At 52.3% G+C, this 17943-nt stretch carries 20 protein-coding genes; 17 read left to right on the top strand and 3 right to left on the bottom strand.

Features of this window, described 5'->3' with window-relative positions; genetic code table 11:
• Positions 1–51 precede the first annotated feature (51 nt).
• The 6 genes from KNP81_RS09410 to nth are packed head-to-tail and all read left to right on the top strand — an operon-like array spanning position 52 to position 4550.
• Positions 52–237, top strand: a complete 186-nt coding sequence (locus tag KNP81_RS09410) for a YpmA family protein (RefSeq protein WP_021067223.1) — start codon at positions 52–54, stop codon at positions 235–237.
• Positions 238–266: 29 nt separating this feature from the next.
• Positions 267–710, top strand: coding sequence for a hypothetical protein (locus KNP81_RS09405; RefSeq protein WP_251130323.1), 444 nt, complete (start codon positions 267–269; stop codon positions 708–710).
• 21 nt (positions 711–731) lie between these two features.
• Positions 732–1919 (top strand): pyridoxal phosphate-dependent aminotransferase, encoded by a 1188-nt coding sequence (locus KNP81_RS09400; RefSeq protein ID WP_214719752.1) that lies wholly within the window; start codon positions 732–734, stop codon positions 1917–1919.
• A 20-nt stretch (positions 1920–1939) separates the two neighbouring features.
• Positions 1940–3241: an asparagine--tRNA ligase gene (asnS, locus tag KNP81_RS09395; RefSeq protein WP_214719751.1), complete on the top strand. Its 1302-nt coding sequence runs from the start codon at positions 1940–1942 to the stop codon at positions 3239–3241.
• A gap of 59 nt (positions 3242–3300) precedes the next feature.
• Entirely contained in the window at positions 3301–3888 is a 588-nt protein-coding gene (locus tag KNP81_RS09390) for a DnaD domain-containing protein (protein ID WP_021067227.1), read from the top strand.
• Positions 3888–4550 (top strand): endonuclease III, encoded by a 663-nt coding sequence (gene nth / locus KNP81_RS09385; RefSeq protein ID WP_021067228.1) that lies wholly within the window; start codon positions 3888–3890, stop codon positions 4548–4550. Before KNP81_RS09390 ends, nth begins: the two co-directional genes overlap by 1 nt.
• A gap of 39 nt (positions 4551–4589) precedes the next feature.
• Here the strand turns inward: nth and KNP81_RS09380 are convergent, their stop codons facing one another.
• Positions 4590–5441 (bottom strand): DUF3800 domain-containing protein, encoded by an 852-nt coding sequence (locus KNP81_RS09380; protein ID WP_021067230.1) that lies wholly within the window; start codon positions 5439–5441, stop codon positions 4590–4592.
• Positions 5442–5794: 353 nt separating this feature from the next.
• On the opposite strand from KNP81_RS09380, the gene recU reads away from it, so the two are divergent.
• The 9 genes from recU (at position 5795) to KNP81_RS09335 (ending at position 14875) form a co-directional block, all read left to right on the top strand.
• Positions 5795–6391 carry a Holliday junction resolvase RecU gene (recU, locus tag KNP81_RS09375; RefSeq protein WP_029595649.1) on the top strand — a complete coding sequence of 199 codons (597 nt, stop codon included), beginning with the start codon at positions 5795–5797 and terminating at the stop codon, positions 6389–6391.
• Between the two features lie 21 nt (positions 6392–6412).
• Positions 6413–9043, top strand: coding sequence for a transglycosylase domain-containing protein (locus KNP81_RS09370; RefSeq protein ID WP_214719750.1), 2631 nt, complete (start codon positions 6413–6415; stop codon positions 9041–9043).
• 90 nt (positions 9044–9133) lie between these two features.
• Positions 9134–9694, top strand: a complete 561-nt coding sequence (locus tag KNP81_RS09365) for a hypothetical protein (RefSeq protein WP_251128934.1) — start codon at positions 9134–9136, stop codon at positions 9692–9694.
• A gap of 14 nt (positions 9695–9708) precedes the next feature.
• Positions 9709–11958: a DEAD/DEAH box helicase gene (locus KNP81_RS09360; protein ID WP_214719749.1), complete on the top strand. Its 2250-nt coding sequence runs from the start codon at positions 9709–9711 to the stop codon at positions 11956–11958.
• Entirely contained in the window at positions 11955–13112 is a 1158-nt protein-coding gene (locus KNP81_RS09355) for a ribonuclease H-like domain-containing protein (protein ID WP_214719748.1), read from the top strand. Before KNP81_RS09360 ends, KNP81_RS09355 begins: the two co-directional genes overlap by 4 nt.
• Complete coding sequence (locus KNP81_RS09350; RefSeq protein WP_214719747.1) at positions 13109–13654, top strand: SLOG family protein; 546 nt, start codon at positions 13109–13111, stop codon at positions 13652–13654. Before KNP81_RS09355 ends, KNP81_RS09350 begins: the two co-directional genes overlap by 4 nt.
• A 5-nt stretch (positions 13655–13659) precedes the next feature.
• Positions 13660–13959, top strand: a complete 300-nt coding sequence (gpsB, locus tag KNP81_RS09345) for a cell division regulator GpsB (protein ID WP_021067237.1) — start codon at positions 13660–13662, stop codon at positions 13957–13959.
• Positions 13960–13977: 18 nt separating this feature from the next.
• Positions 13978–14553 (top strand): NERD domain-containing protein, encoded by a 576-nt coding sequence (locus KNP81_RS09340; RefSeq protein ID WP_214719746.1) that lies wholly within the window; start codon positions 13978–13980, stop codon positions 14551–14553.
• A gap of 49 nt (positions 14554–14602) precedes the next feature.
• A complete protein-coding gene (locus KNP81_RS09335; RefSeq protein ID WP_214719745.1) occupies positions 14603–14875 on the top strand; it encodes a hypothetical protein in 273 nt (90 codons plus the stop codon).
• Positions 14876–14993: 118 nt separating this feature from the next.
• Here KNP81_RS09335 and KNP81_RS09330 read toward each other — a convergent pair whose 3' ends face one another.
• Positions 14994–15287, bottom strand: a complete 294-nt coding sequence (locus KNP81_RS09330; RefSeq protein WP_021067239.1) for a hypothetical protein — start codon at positions 15285–15287, stop codon at positions 14994–14996.
• 95 nt (positions 15288–15382) lie between these two features.
• Between KNP81_RS09330 and KNP81_RS09325 the strand changes: the two genes are divergently transcribed.
• Entirely contained in the window at positions 15383–15631 is a 249-nt protein-coding gene (locus tag KNP81_RS09325) for a hypothetical protein (protein ID WP_021067240.1), read from the top strand.
• 35 nt (positions 15632–15666) lie between these two features.
• On the opposite strand, the gene KNP81_RS09320 is transcribed toward KNP81_RS09325, so the two are convergent.
• The gene (locus KNP81_RS09320; RefSeq protein WP_286038183.1) at positions 15667–17199 is read right to left on the bottom strand and encodes an FAD-dependent monooxygenase; all 1533 of its coding nucleotides are present in this window, start codon (positions 17197–17199) and stop codon (positions 15667–15669) included.
• A gap of 155 nt (positions 17200–17354) precedes the next feature.
• Between KNP81_RS09320 and KNP81_RS09315 the strand changes: the two genes are divergently transcribed.
• Entirely contained in the window at positions 17355–17933 is a 579-nt protein-coding gene (locus KNP81_RS09315) for an NUDIX hydrolase (protein ID WP_380081934.1), read from the top strand.
• The last annotated feature ends 10 nt before the right edge of the window (positions 17934–17943 follow it).

Here is a 17943-nt window from a genome sequence, read left to right as displayed (position 1 = left end):
TATTATCGTTTTATAATAATGGGTATAGTGTTTTTTGAAGGAGGAGTAATCATGAATTCGAATATCGAGACGTTGGCGACGGTTCGAATCGAGCCGACGGCAGATGTATACAAAATTGTCGACTTGTTAAACCGCACGTTGAAGGGCCAAGATTTAATGTTCGGTCTTGCTTTAGAGAAAAAAGTGAATGATCCGAAGAAAGAAGAGATGGTGTTCACCATCTATCGGACGGAATGACACGGAAGACCAAAGTAGTGGTTGCGTTCATGACGGCACTCATCGGTGTCGTCATCGTATTTAGTGGCATCTATTGGTTCACGGTCGGTCATACCGAGCGCACGAAAGACAAGATGATCGAGGCGGCACGCGAGCGTCTCGAGACCGAGCAACCGTCCGTCAACATCGAACGGGCCGAGCTGTATAACGGGACGGAACCGTACGTCGTCTTCGAGGAGACGGATCAAGTCCAGTTCGTGCCAGTCGATGACAAGTTGCCGATTGTGACGCGTGACATCGCGTCGGTCGACTTAGATCAAGTCTGTGCCGAATCGGTCGCAGAAACGGGCGGGTCACTCGTCAGCTGTAAATACGGGTTTGACGAACGGGCCTTGATTGAGGTCGTGACGAAATCGGGCGCATCGTATACGTATTCGTATTATACGCTCCAAGAGGGCGAATTTATTCGACGGGTCCAATTGACGGACTCGTAACGAAACCAAGGGGGAGTTTTTGTGGAACATCTATTGGCACAACGTGTAAAGCAGTTGACACCTTCAACGACACTCGCCATCACAGCGAAAGCGAAAGCGTTAAAGGCTTCGGGACAAGACGTCATCGGCCTCGGCGCCGGGGAACCGGACTTCAATACGCCGGAACGCATTATCGAGGTAGCCTGTCAGGCCGCGCGCGATGGTGACACGAAGTATACGCCATCAGGCGGGACGGTCGAATTGAAAGACGCGATCATCGAGAAGACGAAGCGCGACAGCAACTTGACGTTCACGCGTGCGGAGGTCATGGTCGCCTCAGGTGCGAAGCATGCCCTCTATACATTGTTCCAAGCGATTTTAGATGAAGGCGACGAAGTCATCATCCCGGTACCGTACTGGGTCAGCTATCCGGAGCAAGTGAAGCTCGCGGACGGTGTCCCGGTGTACGTCGATACGAATGAGTCGACGATGTTCAAATTGACGCCAGAGTTGCTCGAGGCGGCCATCACGGAACGGACGAAAGCGGTCATCTTGAACAGTCCGTCGAACCCGACCGGTATGATTTATACCGAGGCCGAACTGTCGGCACTCGCGGACGTCATCAAACGACACGATTTGCTCGTCGTCAGTGACGAGATTTATGAGAAACTCGTCTACGGCGATGCGGAGTTCGTCTCAATCGCGACGCTTCCAGGGATGTTGGAGCGGACAATCATCATCAATGGCGTCTCGAAGTCACACGCGATGACCGGATGGCGCATCGGTTATGCGGTCGGCGATAAGACAATTATTGAGGCGATGACGAACCTCGCATCGCACTCGACATCGAACCCGACGTCAATCGCCCAAGCGGCGGCGGTCGAAGCGTATAACGGACCACAAGACGACGTCGAGATGATGCGTGTCTCATTCGCGGAACGACTCGAGATCGTTTATGAGCGTTTGATTGCCATTCCAGGCATCACATGCTTGAAGCCGCAAGGCGCATTTTACTTATATGCCAACGCCAAAGAGGCGGCATTGATGAGCGGATATGACTCGGTCGACGCATGGTGTGAGGCCGTACTCGGCGAAGCGTTTGTCGCCCTCGTTCCAGGCTCAGGTTTCGGACAGGACGACTACGTCCGCTTGTCTTATGCAACAGAATTGAAACGGGTATTAGAAGCGCTCGATCGAGTAGAAGACTTCATTACACGTAAAGCTCGATAAGCGAAAGGATGGATATGGATATGACAACTATTTCAATCAGCCAATTTAAAGATTACGAAGGCCAGACGGTCCGCGTCGGAGCCTGGATCGCCAACAAACGTTCGAGTGGAAAGATCGCTTTCCTTCAACTTCGTGACGGGAGCGGTTTCGCTCAAGCCGTCGTCGTCAAAGCCGATGTAGCCGAAGCGTTGTTCGCGCTCGCTAAAGGCGTGACGCAAGAAACTTCGGTCTGGGTCACCGGTACGGTCAAATCGGACGGCGGGCGCACGCCGCTCGGCTTCGAGCTCGAAGTGACGGCGATGGAAGTGATTGCAGAATCAATCGACTATCCGATCACACCGAAAGAGCACGGTACCGAGTTCTTGATGGACAACCGTCACCTTTGGCTCCGTTCGCGTCGCCAGCACGCGATCATGAAAGTTCGTAACGAATTGATTCGGGCGACGTATGAGTTCTACAACCAAGAAGGTTTCGTGAAAATCGATCCACCAATCATCACGTCGAGTGCACCGGAAGGAACGACTGAGTTGTTCGAGACAGATTACTTCGGACAACCGGCCTACTTGTCACAAACGGGCCAGCTATACATGGAAGCTGCCGCGATGGCACTTGGCAAAGTTTTCTCGTTCGGACCGACGTTCCGGGCCGAGAAATCGAAGACGCGCCGCCACTTGATCGAGTTCTGGATGATCGAGCCGGAGATGGCATTCTTCGACCACGACATGAGCCTCGAGCTCCAAGAGCGCTACGTCTCGTATATCGCCAAATCGGCGCTCGAAAACTGCCGCAACGAATTGGAACTGCTCGGACGCGACTTGTCGAAACTTGAGAAAGTCCAAGCACCGTTCCCGCGTGTCCGTTACACCGATGCGATCAAGTTCTTAAAAGACGAAGGCTTCGACGACATCGAGTACGGCGACGATTTCGGTGCCCCGCACGAGACGGCCATCGCCAACGCGCATGACCTCCCGGTGTTCATCACACATTGGCCGAAAGACATCAAGCCGTTCTATATGAAAGTCGATTCGGAAAACCCGGAACTCGTCCTCTGTGCCGACTTGATCGCACCGGAAGGCTACGGCGAGATTATCGGCGGTTCGCAACGTGAAGACGATTACGACCGGTTGAAAGAAGAAATCATCAAAGAAGGTCTCGATGAGACGGACGCGTACGACTGGTACCTCGAACTTCGCAAATACGGGTCGGTCCCGCACTCTGGCTTCGGTCTTGGTCTTGAGCGTACGGTCGCCTGGATTAGCGGTATCGAGCATATCCGCGAAGCGATTCCGTTCCCACGCCTCTTGAACCGCATTCACCCATAATCGCCAATCGGGGATGACTTCGTCTTCCCCGATTGATTTGTCTAGAAAGGATGTGCGACATGGATGCACATAATCTAATCAAGCTGTTCGAACAAAATCCAGTCGTCGTTCCGAGAAAACTGTTCACGGAGGCGCGTCGCCTCAACTTGAGTCCGGTCGAGTTCAATCTCGTCATCCACTTGCTTGAGATGACAGGGGAAGGTATTGAGATGCCGCTTCCGAGCGAACTCGGAGACCGAATGAACGTGGCCGAAAGCGAGGCTCGTTCCGTTTTGCTCGGCTTGCTCCAAAAAGAGTTGATCGCCATCGATGCGTCGACCGAGGTTGAACGATACAGTCTGCTCCCGTTGTTCCTTGCGCTCGAAGAAGGGGCGACACCTGAAAAATCGGCTCATTCGTTAAATGAGAACATCATTCATACGTTTGAGCGCGAATTCGGGACGATCACTCCGTTCGAGATCGAACAGATTGTCGGTTGGTTGACCGAGGACGGCTTCAGTGAAGAGCTGATTATGGCCGCGCTTCGGGAAGCAAAGCTTCGCAACGTACGCAACTTTAAATATATGGACAAGATTCTCAGAGTGTGGCAAGACCACAACGTCGAGTCACTCGAGGACCTCGTCGATTATCAACGGAGGAAAAAGTGATGTTGACGAGAGCCCAATTGACCGAAGTGTCTGACACGATGCGTCGCATGTTCCCGGACGCCCACTGTGAGTTGACGCACCGTAATCCGTTCGAGCTTGTCGTGGCCGTGGCGTTATCGGCGCAGGCGACCGATGCACTCGTCAACAAAGTGACGCCTGGTCTGTTCGAGACCTATCCGACCGTCGAATCGATGGCCGCTGCTGACGTCGCCGACATTGAGGCGTTAATCAAGCGCATCGGTCTGTATCGGAACAAGGCGAAAAACGTGAAGGCGCTCTCGATGCAAATCGTGGAACGTCACGACGGGATCGTCCCGTCGGATCGCGAATCGCTCGAGGCGTTGCCTGGCGTCGGACGGAAGACGGCGAACGTCGTCTTGTCCGTCGCATTTCACGAACCGGCATTCGCCGTCGACACGCACGTCGAGCGTGTCTCGAAACGTCTCGGTATCTGTCGTTGGAAAGATAACGTCCGTCAAGTCGAGGACACGCTCATGAAGAAGTTCCCGCGCGAAGAATGGTCACAGCTCCACCACCAGTTCATCTTCTTCGGCCGCTATCACTGCAAAGCGCAACGTCCTGCTTGCGAGACATGTCCGCTGCTCGATATGTGCCGCGAAGGGAAAAAACGAATGAAGTCCAAGCAAGCGACCGGACAATGAACGAAAAACTGCCTTGCCGAATAATCGGCAAGGCAGTTTTTAGTGGTTCCACGGATGGTCGCTCCATTCGCGGCGCTTTTTCGTGATCGGTACTTTTTTGAATCCCCAGTTGCGGAAATCTTGGTCAGGACTTTCTTTACGAATGTAAATCTTGTCCTTGATGGCTTTGAAGATGCGGTTCTCATCCCCATAATGGACGAACCGTGGTTTTACTTCGATGACGCCGCGGCGCACGCGTGAGAGCGGGAGGCAGACGAGGTCAGCGATTTCAAGACCTGACTGATACACCGTGTTCTGCTTCTCTGAAAAGATGAAGCCTTTGATTTTTTGACGGCTCTTCTCGACGTCGAGATGGACCGTCCCCGAATTGAAGATATCGAAGAACGCTTTTTGGATGAGCAAGTTCTGATAGTCATCCCGTGACTCCAAGACGACGCGGGCGCTGACGGCTTCCGTCTCTTCCAAAAACGCATAGAACGACTTCATCAAGTGAGCGAATGCGACGACGTACGGGTCTTTCGGTGTCGAGTAGAAGTCATGGAGCTTTTGTTTATCGACCTCGACGCTGACGATCGTACAGTCGATATCACGCAAGAAATCAGGCAACTTGTTCCAGAAATCACGAAGCATATCGATCGTGATGCCGTCTTCTTTCCCGTACGGATGCTCGGCTTTTAAAATCTCTTTTAAATGGAGCGGGATATTTTCTGTCTTGAACACGTCACGTTTGAAGGCGTGTAACCGACGTTTCAATTCGCAAGGCATGCCGGCTTCATCGGCATCAATTGCATATTTATATTCCATCAATACGCCGGTCAGATTGAATTGCGTGTTCCCCTTTGGCGTTCCCGTCTCATCGACGAACATGACATACTTCTTTTGTGTTTCCATCTTACTCCTCCAACCATGGCTCTACTGCTTATAAAAGCGGGCCTGCTAATTGTTTATCAACCTTGGTTTACACTATTTATTGCACACTTTTTAGAAACTTCCGTCAATCTGCGTTTACTCCGCCCTGATTATGGCTAATAAGTAGAAGACTTATTTCAGAAAAATAAATAGCTTCTCCGTAACAAGGTCGTGTCAATTTGACTACACAATGCACTACATACTAGTTTAACATACGGGAGTTTGGTACGATATGGATTGCGGAAAATCCACACAGGAGTCGAGCGACAGAACTCGACAATCAGACTTCAGACGGAAGGAACGGCTGGGCGAACCTGTTAAACTAGATATTAGGGGTGACGACATTGTTCCATTATCCAAACGGAAAAAAGCCGCAACCTTCGGCTGGGCCGGCCCGATCGAATCCGCAGACGTATGCGAACCGAGGCATGAACCTCGAGACGCTACTGAACGACACGAACGAGTTTTATCGGCTCCACAGCCGGGCGGTCATCCATAAGAAACCGACGCCGCTGCAAATCGTGAAAGTCGATTATCCGAAACGGAGCGCGGCGAAAGTGACCGAGGCGTATTTCAAGCAAGCATCGACGACCGATTATAACGGGGTGTATCGCGGCAAGTATATCGATTTCGAGGCAAAAGAGACGAACAATAAAACGTCGTTTCCGCTCGGAAACTTCCACGACCACCAAATCCACCACATGCGTGAGTGTGAGCGGCATGGAGGGATTTGTTTTGTCATCATTCGGTTTAGCCGCTATAATACGCAATATGTGTTATCAACGGAGCAATTATTAGTCTGGTGGGAACAGCGCGAATCAGGACGCAAGTCGATTCCGCTCTCCTATATCGAGCAAGAAGCAATTGAAGTTCCAACCCGGGCGATGCCGGCCATCGATTATTTGACGGCGATTGAAGCATGGCTCGATTGAAATAGAAGGAGTGAAGCGTGAATGGAACGAAGTCGGATGGCACGTCGACAAGACACGACGACCAATAAACGTAAACCAGCGGCCAAAAAGCCGAAACCAAAAGCGAAGAAGTCGAAGTTTCGACGCATAATAACGATTTTAGGGATTTTATTCATCATCGGCGTCATCGCCGGCGGCGCATACACCGCGTATGCGATTGCGACAGCACCACCGCTCGATGAAGAGAAATTGGTCGATACGTACCCGATTCAGCTGTTATCGGCTGAAGGCGAACCGCTCGAAGAGAACGGACAGATTCGCGAGTACGTCTCGATTGACGATATCTCGGAAGTGATGCAACAAGCGGTCATCTCGATCGAGGACCGTCGTTTCTATGAACATAACGGGGTCGACTTGCGTCGCATCGGCGGCGCCGTGCTCGCGAACGTGACCGACGGCTTCGGGGCCGAAGGCGGTTCGACGATCACGCAACAGCTCGTTAAGCAGTCGTTCTTATCAACGGATAAAAAGTTGAAACGGAAACTGCAAGAGCAGTGGCTCGCCATCAAACTTGAGCGCGAATACACGAAAGAACAGATTTTAGAGATGTACTTGAACAAGAACTATTACGGTTCAGGGGCATGGGGTGTCCAAGCGGCTTCGAAAACATACTTCAATAAGCCGGTCTCGGAAGTGAACTATCAAGAGGCGGCCATCTTGGCCGGTCTCCCGCAACGTCCGAGTGCCTACGACCCGATTAACGGGGACCAGGAGCTCACGCGTTACCGTCAAGAGCAAGTGCTCTCGGCAATGAAGCGTGACGGCCATATCACGGAAGAACAATACAACGCGGCGCTCGACGTCGAGATTGCGGACGTCATCTCACCAGGTGAGGCTTCAGAAGAACAGACGTATACGCGTTCGATTTACGCCCGCGTCCAAGCCGAGCTCGAGGAAGACTACGGTCTCGAACAGGCGGATATTTACGGGACAGGCTTGAAAGTTTACACGTCAATCAATAAAGAGTTGCATACGAAGTTCAACAGCGACATCAAATCAGACAACGTGAATATCCCGAATGGTGCGTTTCCAGAGGATCTCCGCATGGGGGCGACGGTATTGAACACGAAGACGGGTGAAATCGTCGCGTTGATTGACAGCCAACAAGCGAAACAAGGCGACAAGAGCTATCGCGACTATTCACGGGAGAAACGCCAAATCGGGTCGACGGCGAAGCCGTTCTTCGATTACGGTCCAGGGATTGAGAACGCACAGTGGTCGACCGGAAAAGTGTTGATTGATAAAGCGTTCGAAGAAGATGAATACAATCCAGGAAACTATTACACAGGATATCGCGGCGCCAACACTATGCGCTATTACTTGACGATTTCGGGTAACACGCCGGCCGTCCGCGCCTTCTATGAAGTGCGTGACGAATTCGGTCAAGAGGCCATTCAATCGTTCGTCGAGAACGTCGGCATCGAACCGTCGATGTCAGGCGACGAGATGAACGCCTCGAACGCCCTCGGTGCCGCCGAGGCGAGCACGAGCCAAATGGCGGCGGCTTACGCCGCGCTCGGCACGAACGGCATGTATACGAAGCCACACTTGATTCAAAAGATTGAGTTCAATGACGGCTCGACGATCAACTCGCCAATCAAGGCGAAACAGGCGATGGAAGACTACACGGCGTATATGTTGACCGACATGCTCCGTGACGTCGTCAGCGGGTCGAACGGTACGTATGAGCCAGGTGCATTCCCATGGGACGTCGCCGGCAAGACCGGGACGACGAACAAGGACATGGATAAATGGTTTACGGGCTACACGACCGATTACTCGATTTCGGTCTGGACCGGTCGCTCGAATGACACAGCTGAATCGATAATGAAACCGAACTACGCCCAGTACTACTTCGAGTATATGATGCAGCAAGTGACGAACGCGACGGGTCAACCGGACCGCTTCCAGCAACCGGAGTCGGTGCTCTCGCTCGGCAACGAGCTGTACGTCAAAGGAACGAAACCGAAAGACTTACAGCCGGATAAATTGGCCGCTCCGACCGGCGCATCGATTGACTATGATGTGCCTGCTGGAACGGGTACACTCTCGTGGTCGTATGACACTCAAGGGGTGCAGGCTGCAGGTTACCAAGGACTTTCGTTCACGGTGACCGAAAAACGTCCGGACGGAAGCGAGCGTGTCGTCGGGACAACCGAGGACACGAGCATCGCCATCGCTGATCTCGCTTCAGGGCAGACGACGTTCACGATTGTCGCCAACGCGACGAACGCGCTCGTCGGCGATCAACAATCGAGCCCGCTTCAGACTACGTATACCGTCGAACGAAGCGAGGAGCCTCCGGCCGAAGAGGAAGAAGAGCCAGCCACGGAAGAGACGTCGCCTGAAGAAGAAGGCGATCAAACCGATGGTCAAAATAATGAGAACAACGATAATAATGGCAATAACGGTAATAACAATAATGGTAACAATGAGAATAACGGGAACGACACGAACACCGAAGACGAGAACACGGAACCACCGACCGAAGAAGAACCGCCAGCAGATGAGACTGATGGCGAAACGGATTCGAACGGAGACGTCAGCCGTCAATCGACAGACTCGAATGGCCGAGGTAACGGCAACGGGAATGGCAACGGTGGTCGTGACTAAAACAGATTCACAGGAAACAGGGCGACATCAGCGCCCTGTTTTTCTGTTTCGTTTGCTATAATGAAAAGAAAGCGAATAGGATGGTGACACATGGTACAACTCTCACTGAAACGCAAGATGAAAGTGTTGTTTGTGATCGACCGACTGCAAGACGATGATTTAGGTATTCCGTTACACGGTATCAACGGCTTGAAAATGAGCCGATTGCTCGTCGAGGAGTCGATTCCGTTCGGACGTTTGATTGATGATCAAGCGATAGCCGAGGCCAGTGGCCATCCTTATTTGAAACGAATCGGCGTCGAGACGATGTTCCTCGGCGACGAACCATTCTATCCAGAACTTCTGCGAGGCAAGCGTCAAGCGCTCGCAACGCATGAAGACTACCATAAAGCGGTGCAGCGTTACACGAAACATTTGCAAGCCGTCCATTCGAAATGCACAAAGCTACATACCATCGTCTTGTTCGGACGGTCGACGCAACGGTTGTATGACGATGCGATCATTCGTCTCGAAGAAGAGAATGGACATGTCGCCGACGCCTTCAAAGAAATGGCTGTGCTGCGCTTACCTGCTGTCCATCGGCTCGTACGCGATGAACGAATCGGCGAAGTGAAAGCTATCGTGGAGCGACTCGCACCTTCGAAATCGTAAAGAAGGTGAACCTCATGCGGAAAAAACGTTCCGTGGAAGAAATGATCCATACGCTCAAGACCGACCCGGGCTTTTCTCAAAACGTGACACATTGGCATACGGTCGAGGCGAAACCGGCCCGCTACGCACCGATTCCGTCGAGTCTGCCGCCAGATCTCGTCCGGGTGCTGCATGGCCGGGGAATTGAACAACTGTACACTCATCAAGCCGAAGCAATCGAGCAGACGTCGCGTGGGAACTCGACGGTCATCGTCACACCGACCGCATCCGGGAAGACGCTCTGTTACAACCTGCCCGTCCTGTCGAAAATGATTGAACAACCGAACGCCCGGGCGCTCTATTTGTATCCGACGAAGGCGCTCGCGCAAGACCAAAACAGCGATTTGATGGAGATGGTCGAAGCGCTCGAGGGCGACTTGCGTTGCTTCACCTATGATGGCGACACGGCACCGGCAGCCCGAACGAAAGTACGGGACGCCGGCAATATCGTCATCACGAATCCAGATATGCTACATTCCGGCATCTTGCCGCACCATACGAAATGGATTCGCTTGTTCGAGAATTTAGAGTATATCGTTGTCGATGAGCTTCATACGTATCGCGGCGTGTTCGGCAGCCATGTCGCCAACGTCTTCCGCCGCCTGAAACGGATTTGCGCCTATTACGGGAGTCATCCGAAATGGATTATGACGTCGGCGACGATTGCCAACCCGGTCAAGCTGGCTGAACTGTTGACGGAAGAAGACGTCGTCCTCGTCGACAATAACGGGGCGCCACAAGGCAAGAAGCATTTGATTTTCTATAACCCGCCCGTCGTCAATGAAGCGCTCGGTATTCGCCGGAGTGCCACGCTCGAGACGAAGCGTATCGCTTCCAAACTGGTCGAGGCGGACATCCAGACGATCGTCTTCGCCCGCTCACGCGTCAGGGTCGAAGTGTTGTTGACGTATTTACAAGAATTGACGCGGCGCGAGCTTGGTCCTAAATCGATTGTCGGATACCGGGGTGGTTATTTGCCATCGGAGCGTCGCGAAATCGAACGCCGGCTCCGTAACGGGGAGATTAAGGCCGTCGTCTCGACGAATGCGCTTGAACTCGGCGTCGATATCGGCCAATTGCAAGCGTGTGTGTTGAACGGTTATCCGGGCACGGTCGCCTCGATGTGGCAACAAGCCGGCCGGGCCGGACGCCGTCATTCCGAGGCGCTCGTCATCTTCGTCGCCTCATCGTCATCGCTCGACCAACTCGTCGTCGAACAACCCGATTTGATTTTAGACCGGTCTCCGGAAGCGGCTCGTCTCGACCCGAACAATTTAATCATCCTCGTCGACCATATGAAATGTGCCGCCTTCGAACTGCCTTTCCAGAAAGGGGAGCGGTTCGGCACAGTCGAGACGGAAGAGATTCTCGATTTCTTGACGGACGCCCACATTTTGCACGAACGGGCCGATAAATATTATTGGATGACCGATGCGTTCCCCGCCCATGACATCTCGCTTCGGACGAGTGACCAAGAGAACGTCGTCATCGTCGATCAAACCGCGAAGAACCAAGTCATCGGTGAGATGGATACGTTCAGCGCGATGACATTGCTCCACGACGAAGCCATCTATTTACATGGCGCCGAGCAGTATCAAGTCGAACGTCTCGACTTCGAAGAGAAGAAAGCGTACGTCCGACGCGTCGACGTCGACTACTATACGGACGCCAATTTGGCAGTCGAACTGAAAGTGTTGGAAGAGAACAAGACGACCGGCGTGAAGACGTTTGGGGAAGTGTCGGTCATCGCGATGGCGACCCTGTTCAAGAAAATCAAGTTCGGGACGCATGAGAATATCGGTTCCGGACCGATTCACTTGCCGGAGCGAGAACTTCATACGACCGCGACATGGTTTACGCTCGACGAACGGTTCGCCTATTCGGAGACCGACATGGAAGACCAGCTCGAGGCGGTCAGCGATCTGTTGCGACGCCTGGCCCCGCTCTATTTGATGTGTGACACGCTTGATCTGTTCACGACGATTCAAATGAAAGCGACCCATACGAATAAACCGACCGTTTATTTATATGACCGTTATCCGGGCGGCATCGGGCTGAGCGAAGCACTTTATCGCGACGCCGATGAGGTCTTGGATGCGGCCATTCGAACGGTCGACGATTGTCCGTGCGAGAGCGGTTGTCCGCGCTGTGTCGGAATGATTGGCTACGGTGACTTTAAACAGCAGGTCGTCAGACAGTTGCAAGCATTGAAAGGAACGATATGAAAGCAAAACTATCACGACTCATTAAAACGAATGAACCGAAACAGGTGACCGTGACGCCGGACGACGTCGAGCAAGCGAAATGGCGGGCCCGAGGCGGAGAGATTTTGACGTTCGAACAAGAGTGGTGCGTCCGCTTGAAACAGATTTATCCACTCGATGAGACGTATCATGATTATACGTTCGGAGAGGCGAAAGCCTCGCTCGCGACATCGACCCATCCGTTCTTTCAAGTCGATGTGCCATCCGAACAGGTATTGTTCATGGACACCGAGACGACCGGGCTTCGCGGCTCCGGCACCTCAATCTTTTTAATCGGCTTCGCGCGCTTCCAAGACGATCATCTGGAGATGATTCAGTACGTGTTGCCGCACCCGGCATTCGAGACCGCGTTCTACTATCACTTCTTGAATGACATCGGCGACGAGGTTCGTTTCGTGACGTATAACGGCAAGTCGTTCGACTGGCCCCAAATCAAAACAAGGCATACGTTCGTCCGTTCGAAAGTGAAGGCGCTCCCGGCCGTCGGCCACGTCGATTTGTTGCATGCCTCACGTCGTCTGTTGAAACCGACGCTTGAATCGGTCTCGCTCAAAGCGGTCGAGGCCCATTTCGGTCATGCCCGGACGGACGACATGCCCGGCTTTTTGGCGCCGATGCACTATTTTCAATACGTGAAAGAACGGGAACCGGATATCATCCAGCCCGTCATCGAACACCACCATGCCGACTGTTTGAGTCTCGTCTCGCTCTATAAACGGCTCTGTCATCTCGTCGAAGCTGATGAGACGCTGTTCGGGGAAGAGCGGGCCCACTGGTTGAACGATCTCGGTAATGCCGAGGCGGCGCTTAAAGAATATGAGCGGCTTGAACAGCCGACGAAACGTGCCTTGATGCGTCAAGCCCTGCTGTTGAAACGGACCGGCCAGATGGAGCAGGCGTTGCCGCTGTTCGAACAGGTCGGTACGGTCGAGGCATTCGTCGAGCTCGCGAAATATGCCGAACATCATCAAAAAGACATCAACCGAGCCATCACGTTCACCGAGCAGGCGCTGACGCTCTCGGAACGGAAAGAGACGGTACTTCGACAGACCGCCTTGACCGAGATGCGGGCACTCCGTCATCGGATGAATCGGTTAGAAAGGAAGCGGTCATGAAAGTTGTCGCCATCACAGGATATCGTCCACATGAGCTCGGCATCTTCAAAGCCGACCATCCTGGCATCGATATCATCAAAGAAGCTTACGAGCGAAAAATAATGGAAGCAATCGAGCGTGGGGCCGAATGGTTCATCTTTAGTGGCACGAACGGTTGTGAATTGTGGGCTGGAGAAGTATTGTTAGAGTTAAGAGAATCTTATCCAATCAAAATTGCCGTGTTTCCACCTTTTTTACAGATGGAAGAGAAGTACAAGCCGTTTGAACAAGAACTGTTCATCCGCTTGCAGCTCGAGGCTGACTTTTTTGAACCGCTGACCCAACGTCCGTACGAGGACCCGAGCCAATTGCGCGCAAAAACTGCCTTCTTTTTGGACAAAGCAGCAGGATTAATCACGCTGTATGACGAAGAGACGGGGGGAAGCCCTCGTTTTCTCGTCGAAGGGGCTAAACGAAAACACCAGATGGAGTTATTCTTGATTACGCCGGAAGAGTTACGTGTAATCGAAGAAGAAAAACAATGGGAACAACATTGGGAGTGAAAATCATGCAGACCGAACTAACAGCTGAAGCCATTTATAAACAAGAATTCAAGACCGCCCTCCGTGGCTACTCACAAGAAGAAGTCGACCAGTTTTTGGACGTCGTCATCCGCGATTACGAGAAGATGACGAAAGAAATCGAACGGTTGCGCCAAGAGAACGAGTCGCTTCGTCGCGGTTCGAACGAACAAGCAGCAGAACCGGTCAAACCGGCCCAGCCTGTCGCGTCGAACTATGACATGTTGCGACGCATCTCGAATTTAGAAAAGGCCGTCTTCGGAAAACAGGTCGGTCCAAGCGAATAAAGGGAGGAGGTGGAGTAGATGTTACAAGTATTGACGGCCGTCAAGAAAGAACCTGAGAAACGACAGACGAAAGGCTTGTTCCGCACGAAAGAAGAAGTCATCGCACCACCGAAATCGTACACGGACGAGATCGTTGAGATCATTCGTCATACGTGTCGCTTTGATTGGATGATGATTGAACACGTCCAGCTCGGCGATGACGTTCTCGATTATGTGTTGGTCGGACCGAAAGGCGTCTTTTTAGTCCGCATCAACCGGACGACGTCGGCCGTCCATATGACGAACCGGGATTGTCGTCTCGAGACACCGCTCGGTTGGAAAAACATCTATCCGCATCCGATGGAAGAGCTTGAGCGGATGACGAAGCATGCCCGGAGCGTCTTGAAGAGGCAATGCGGACAAGCTGTCCCCGTCACGTCATTTTTAATATTCCCGGAGACACCACGTCTCAAAGTGGAACGCATCAAAGCGAACTGTGCCGAGACATTCGATGTGATTGACGACGTCATCACGAAGACGAAGCTCGAGCTGTTGTCTGAGGCGACGATTAAACACATCGCCTACTATTGCTCGGAGCGGCAAGTACATAAATGAAAATGGCGCTGAAGAGTCAGCGCCGTTTTCATTGTAGGAGGTTTTCTGAATGTTATCTTGGCTGGGGATGACGAAGGGAGAGAAGAAGGGACGTCAATTTTTTGGGAGCACGCAGAAGAGAACGGTGACCCTTGTTCTGCTTACGTCCCTGATGGTGCTGTTCGGTGTGAAATCTCTATTGACTTCCTTAATCCCAGTAGCATATCTGGCTGACTCCATTATTGCTGTTCTGCCAGGTACGTTGGGAATCCTGGTTGCTTTGGTCTACGTATTAATTTTAGAACGATTACTGGAGGACAAAGCCGACAACAAAAAGTTATAGGAAGCGAGAAAGTGGTAAAAATACAAACTCCTTGTGCCCGGTCGGACAAATACAAAGGCTGCAGACGATGTTTATGTCTACAGCCTGACAAAACGGCGCTGTAGTTTCAGCGTCGTTTTCATTTCAATAATTGTCGAGCCTTCTGTTCGTCTTTGCGATGGACGAACAAGGCGACCCGGTCGTCCAAGTTTTTGGCGAGCGGCCGGAACAGGCGGCCGGTCGGCAAACCGTGCTCGACGCGACACGTGATGCCTTGTTCTGTTAAGTACGTATAGTCGTCCAGCAGCGCCTCGCCTTGTTTGCCAAACGCCTCACCGAAGCGGACCCACTGCAAGTTGCGGACGGCGCGGATTGAGACGAGCACAACGAATGTGATGCCTAAGACGATAATTAAAATAGTTTCCAAATTCAAAGCGTTCAACCCCTTCTTTACATAATTTTAAGGGCGCAACCGCTTGAAAGCAACAACGATGGACCGGTATACTCAAAAGAAAGTGGGGGATGACTATGAAAACAACGATTCAATCGCGTCGCGAAGCCGTGACGCTGCTAGAAGACAAGCACGTGCTCTACATCCGCATCCATAATGGACAGACCGGGATGATCAAACAAACCGATGATGGCATCATCGTTGCAATCCCGAATGAAGAGACGGACAAAGTTGATTTTCGCAAGTTGGAAGATATCGAAGCGTTCGAGGCGTTTTATGACTTGACGCTGTCGAAACCAGGGACGCTTTATTACAATCAAGCGTAAACAAAAGCTCCACTCAAATCCGAGTGGAGCTTTTGTCATAGGGACGGCAACCATGCTGCCATTGTCGCTTGTAGCGCTTCCGGGCGAAGATGCCGCTGCTTGTGGAGCAGATAACCGTCCGGACGGATGACGAGGACGCCGCGTTTCATGAACAGCGATTTCGCGAGCTCGTTGCCTTGATCGAAGAAGGGACGGCTAGTCTTCGACAGCGTGATGATTTGGAAGAACGATTGATGATCGTTCAAATAGTCATACAACGCGCTCGCATCCCGTTTATCGTCGTCGAGCACGAGCACTTGGAAGCGACCGTCGGCGACTTCTGAAATCTTCGTGCGGAGTCCGTCGTCCGTCCGGATAATCTCGATCTCCGGGAAGATCTTGCCTTCGGTGACGCGTAAAAACGGGACGCGGGAATGTCCAGGATACGACAAGTGTAGCTGGGCAATCCGTTCCGTGATTTTTTGGTTGATGAGATTGACGCGCGTGAAGACGTCGGCGCCGAGTGCTTGGAACGGCAGGAGGACTGGGAGCGTTGTCTGTAACACTTCGGTCGCCACGTTCGTCGTCTGCAGGACGTTACGGGCCACATGCTCGCGCTCATCGCGATACGAATCGACGACGCGGAACGGGGCACCCGCCTTCAAATGAAGCCACAGCTTCCAGCCGAGGTTGAACGAATCGGCGATGCCGGTATTCATCCCTTGTCCGCCGACAGGTGAATTGATATGGGCGGCGTCACCCATGAGAATGACGCGATTGTGAATGAATGAGTCAACCATGCGGTTATGGACCCGGAACAATGAGAACCATTCGACCTCGTCGATTTCGACATCCATATGGCTGCGCTGTTCGATTAACTCACGCAATTCCGCCTCGCTGAACGACTCATCGCTCGCGAGATTGCCGGTGATGCGAATCGTGTCGTCCGTGAGCGGGAAGACTTCCAATACACCGCGGTCCGAAAAGAAAATATGCACCTCTTCACGCGAGATGTTCCATTTGGCTTTCATGTCGGCGAGCACCCACGATTCCTTGAACGATTTTCCGCTGAACGGCAGAGCGAGCATGCGTCGAATCGAACTGTTCGCTCCGTCGGCCGCCACGACATATTTGGCCTCGATTGTCCGGTTTGAGTCTGACTCCAAATGTGCGAGCACACGAGACGGGTAATGAGTCAGTGACACGAGCGCTTCGCCACGCTGTACGTAATGCCCGTGCTCGTTTAACGCCGCCTCGAGAATTGCTTCGGTCTCGTTTTGACGGAGCAACGTCACGAACGGATAGGGCGTGACGAGACGGGAGAATTCGAGCTTGGCCGTCCATTGTCCTGAAAAATATAGATTTCCTTTCTCGATGGTCCGCGCCCGGTCGAGCACTTCTTTGGCGACATCGAGACGAGAGAAGACTTCAATCGTCCGAGGTTGAATCCCGATGGCGCGGGAGTTGTTCGACGGTGTCGTCTTGCGATCGATGATTTCAAATGAGATTCCATATCTGGCTAACGTCAGCGCGAGCGTGAGTCCGGTCGGGCCCGCCCCGACAATCAATACATCAACTTGTTTGTCCACCACATCTACCATCTCCTATCATTAATAATGATATTTCCGACATTTGATGCGTTTAAACGAGGAGACAACGGTGGAACTGTAGAAACATAGAGAATGAGGTGGAGAACATGAAACAATCGTGGATCACGGAACAACAATTGCGTGACAGTTTTTCGATGGAAGAGAATTATGAACAGACGGCTGCCGTGTTGATTCCTTTGGTCGAGGTCGATGGAGCGTGGCATGTCATCTTTGAAGTGCGCGCCCATACGATGCGGCGCCAGCCTGGAGAAATCTCATTCCCGGGCGGCCGTCTCGATCCTGGCGAGACCCCGGTCGAGGCGGCTATTCGTGAGACGAGTGAGGAGCTATTGCTCGCGATGGAAGAGATTGAAGTGATCGGTCGCCTGCAACCTCTCGCGACGCCACATCGGCAACTGATCTATCCGTTCGTGGGGGTGATTCCGACAATCCCTGACGTCCGTCACACCGATGAAGTCGACCATCTGTTCTCAATCCCGGTCGAGACGTTGCTGTTGCTCGACCCGTTCCACGGCGAAATGGAATGGACGATGAATCCTGATCAAAATATTCCGTTTGACCGGATGGCGAATGCTAAAGCGTACGAAAAACGGGTAATTAAAATGAGAGAACCTTTTTATGAACATGAAGACTACATTATTTGGGGATTGACTGGGAAAATTTTGACACAATTTATTAAACGGCTTAAAGAAAACGTATTCAAACCGATATAATTTCGTTATA

The organism is Exiguobacterium sp. s149 (assembly GCF_018618395.1).
GTDB lineage: Bacteria > Bacillota > Bacilli > Exiguobacteriales > Exiguobacteriaceae > Exiguobacterium > Exiguobacterium chiriqhucha.
This window is presented reverse-complemented; position numbering and strand designations above follow the sequence as displayed.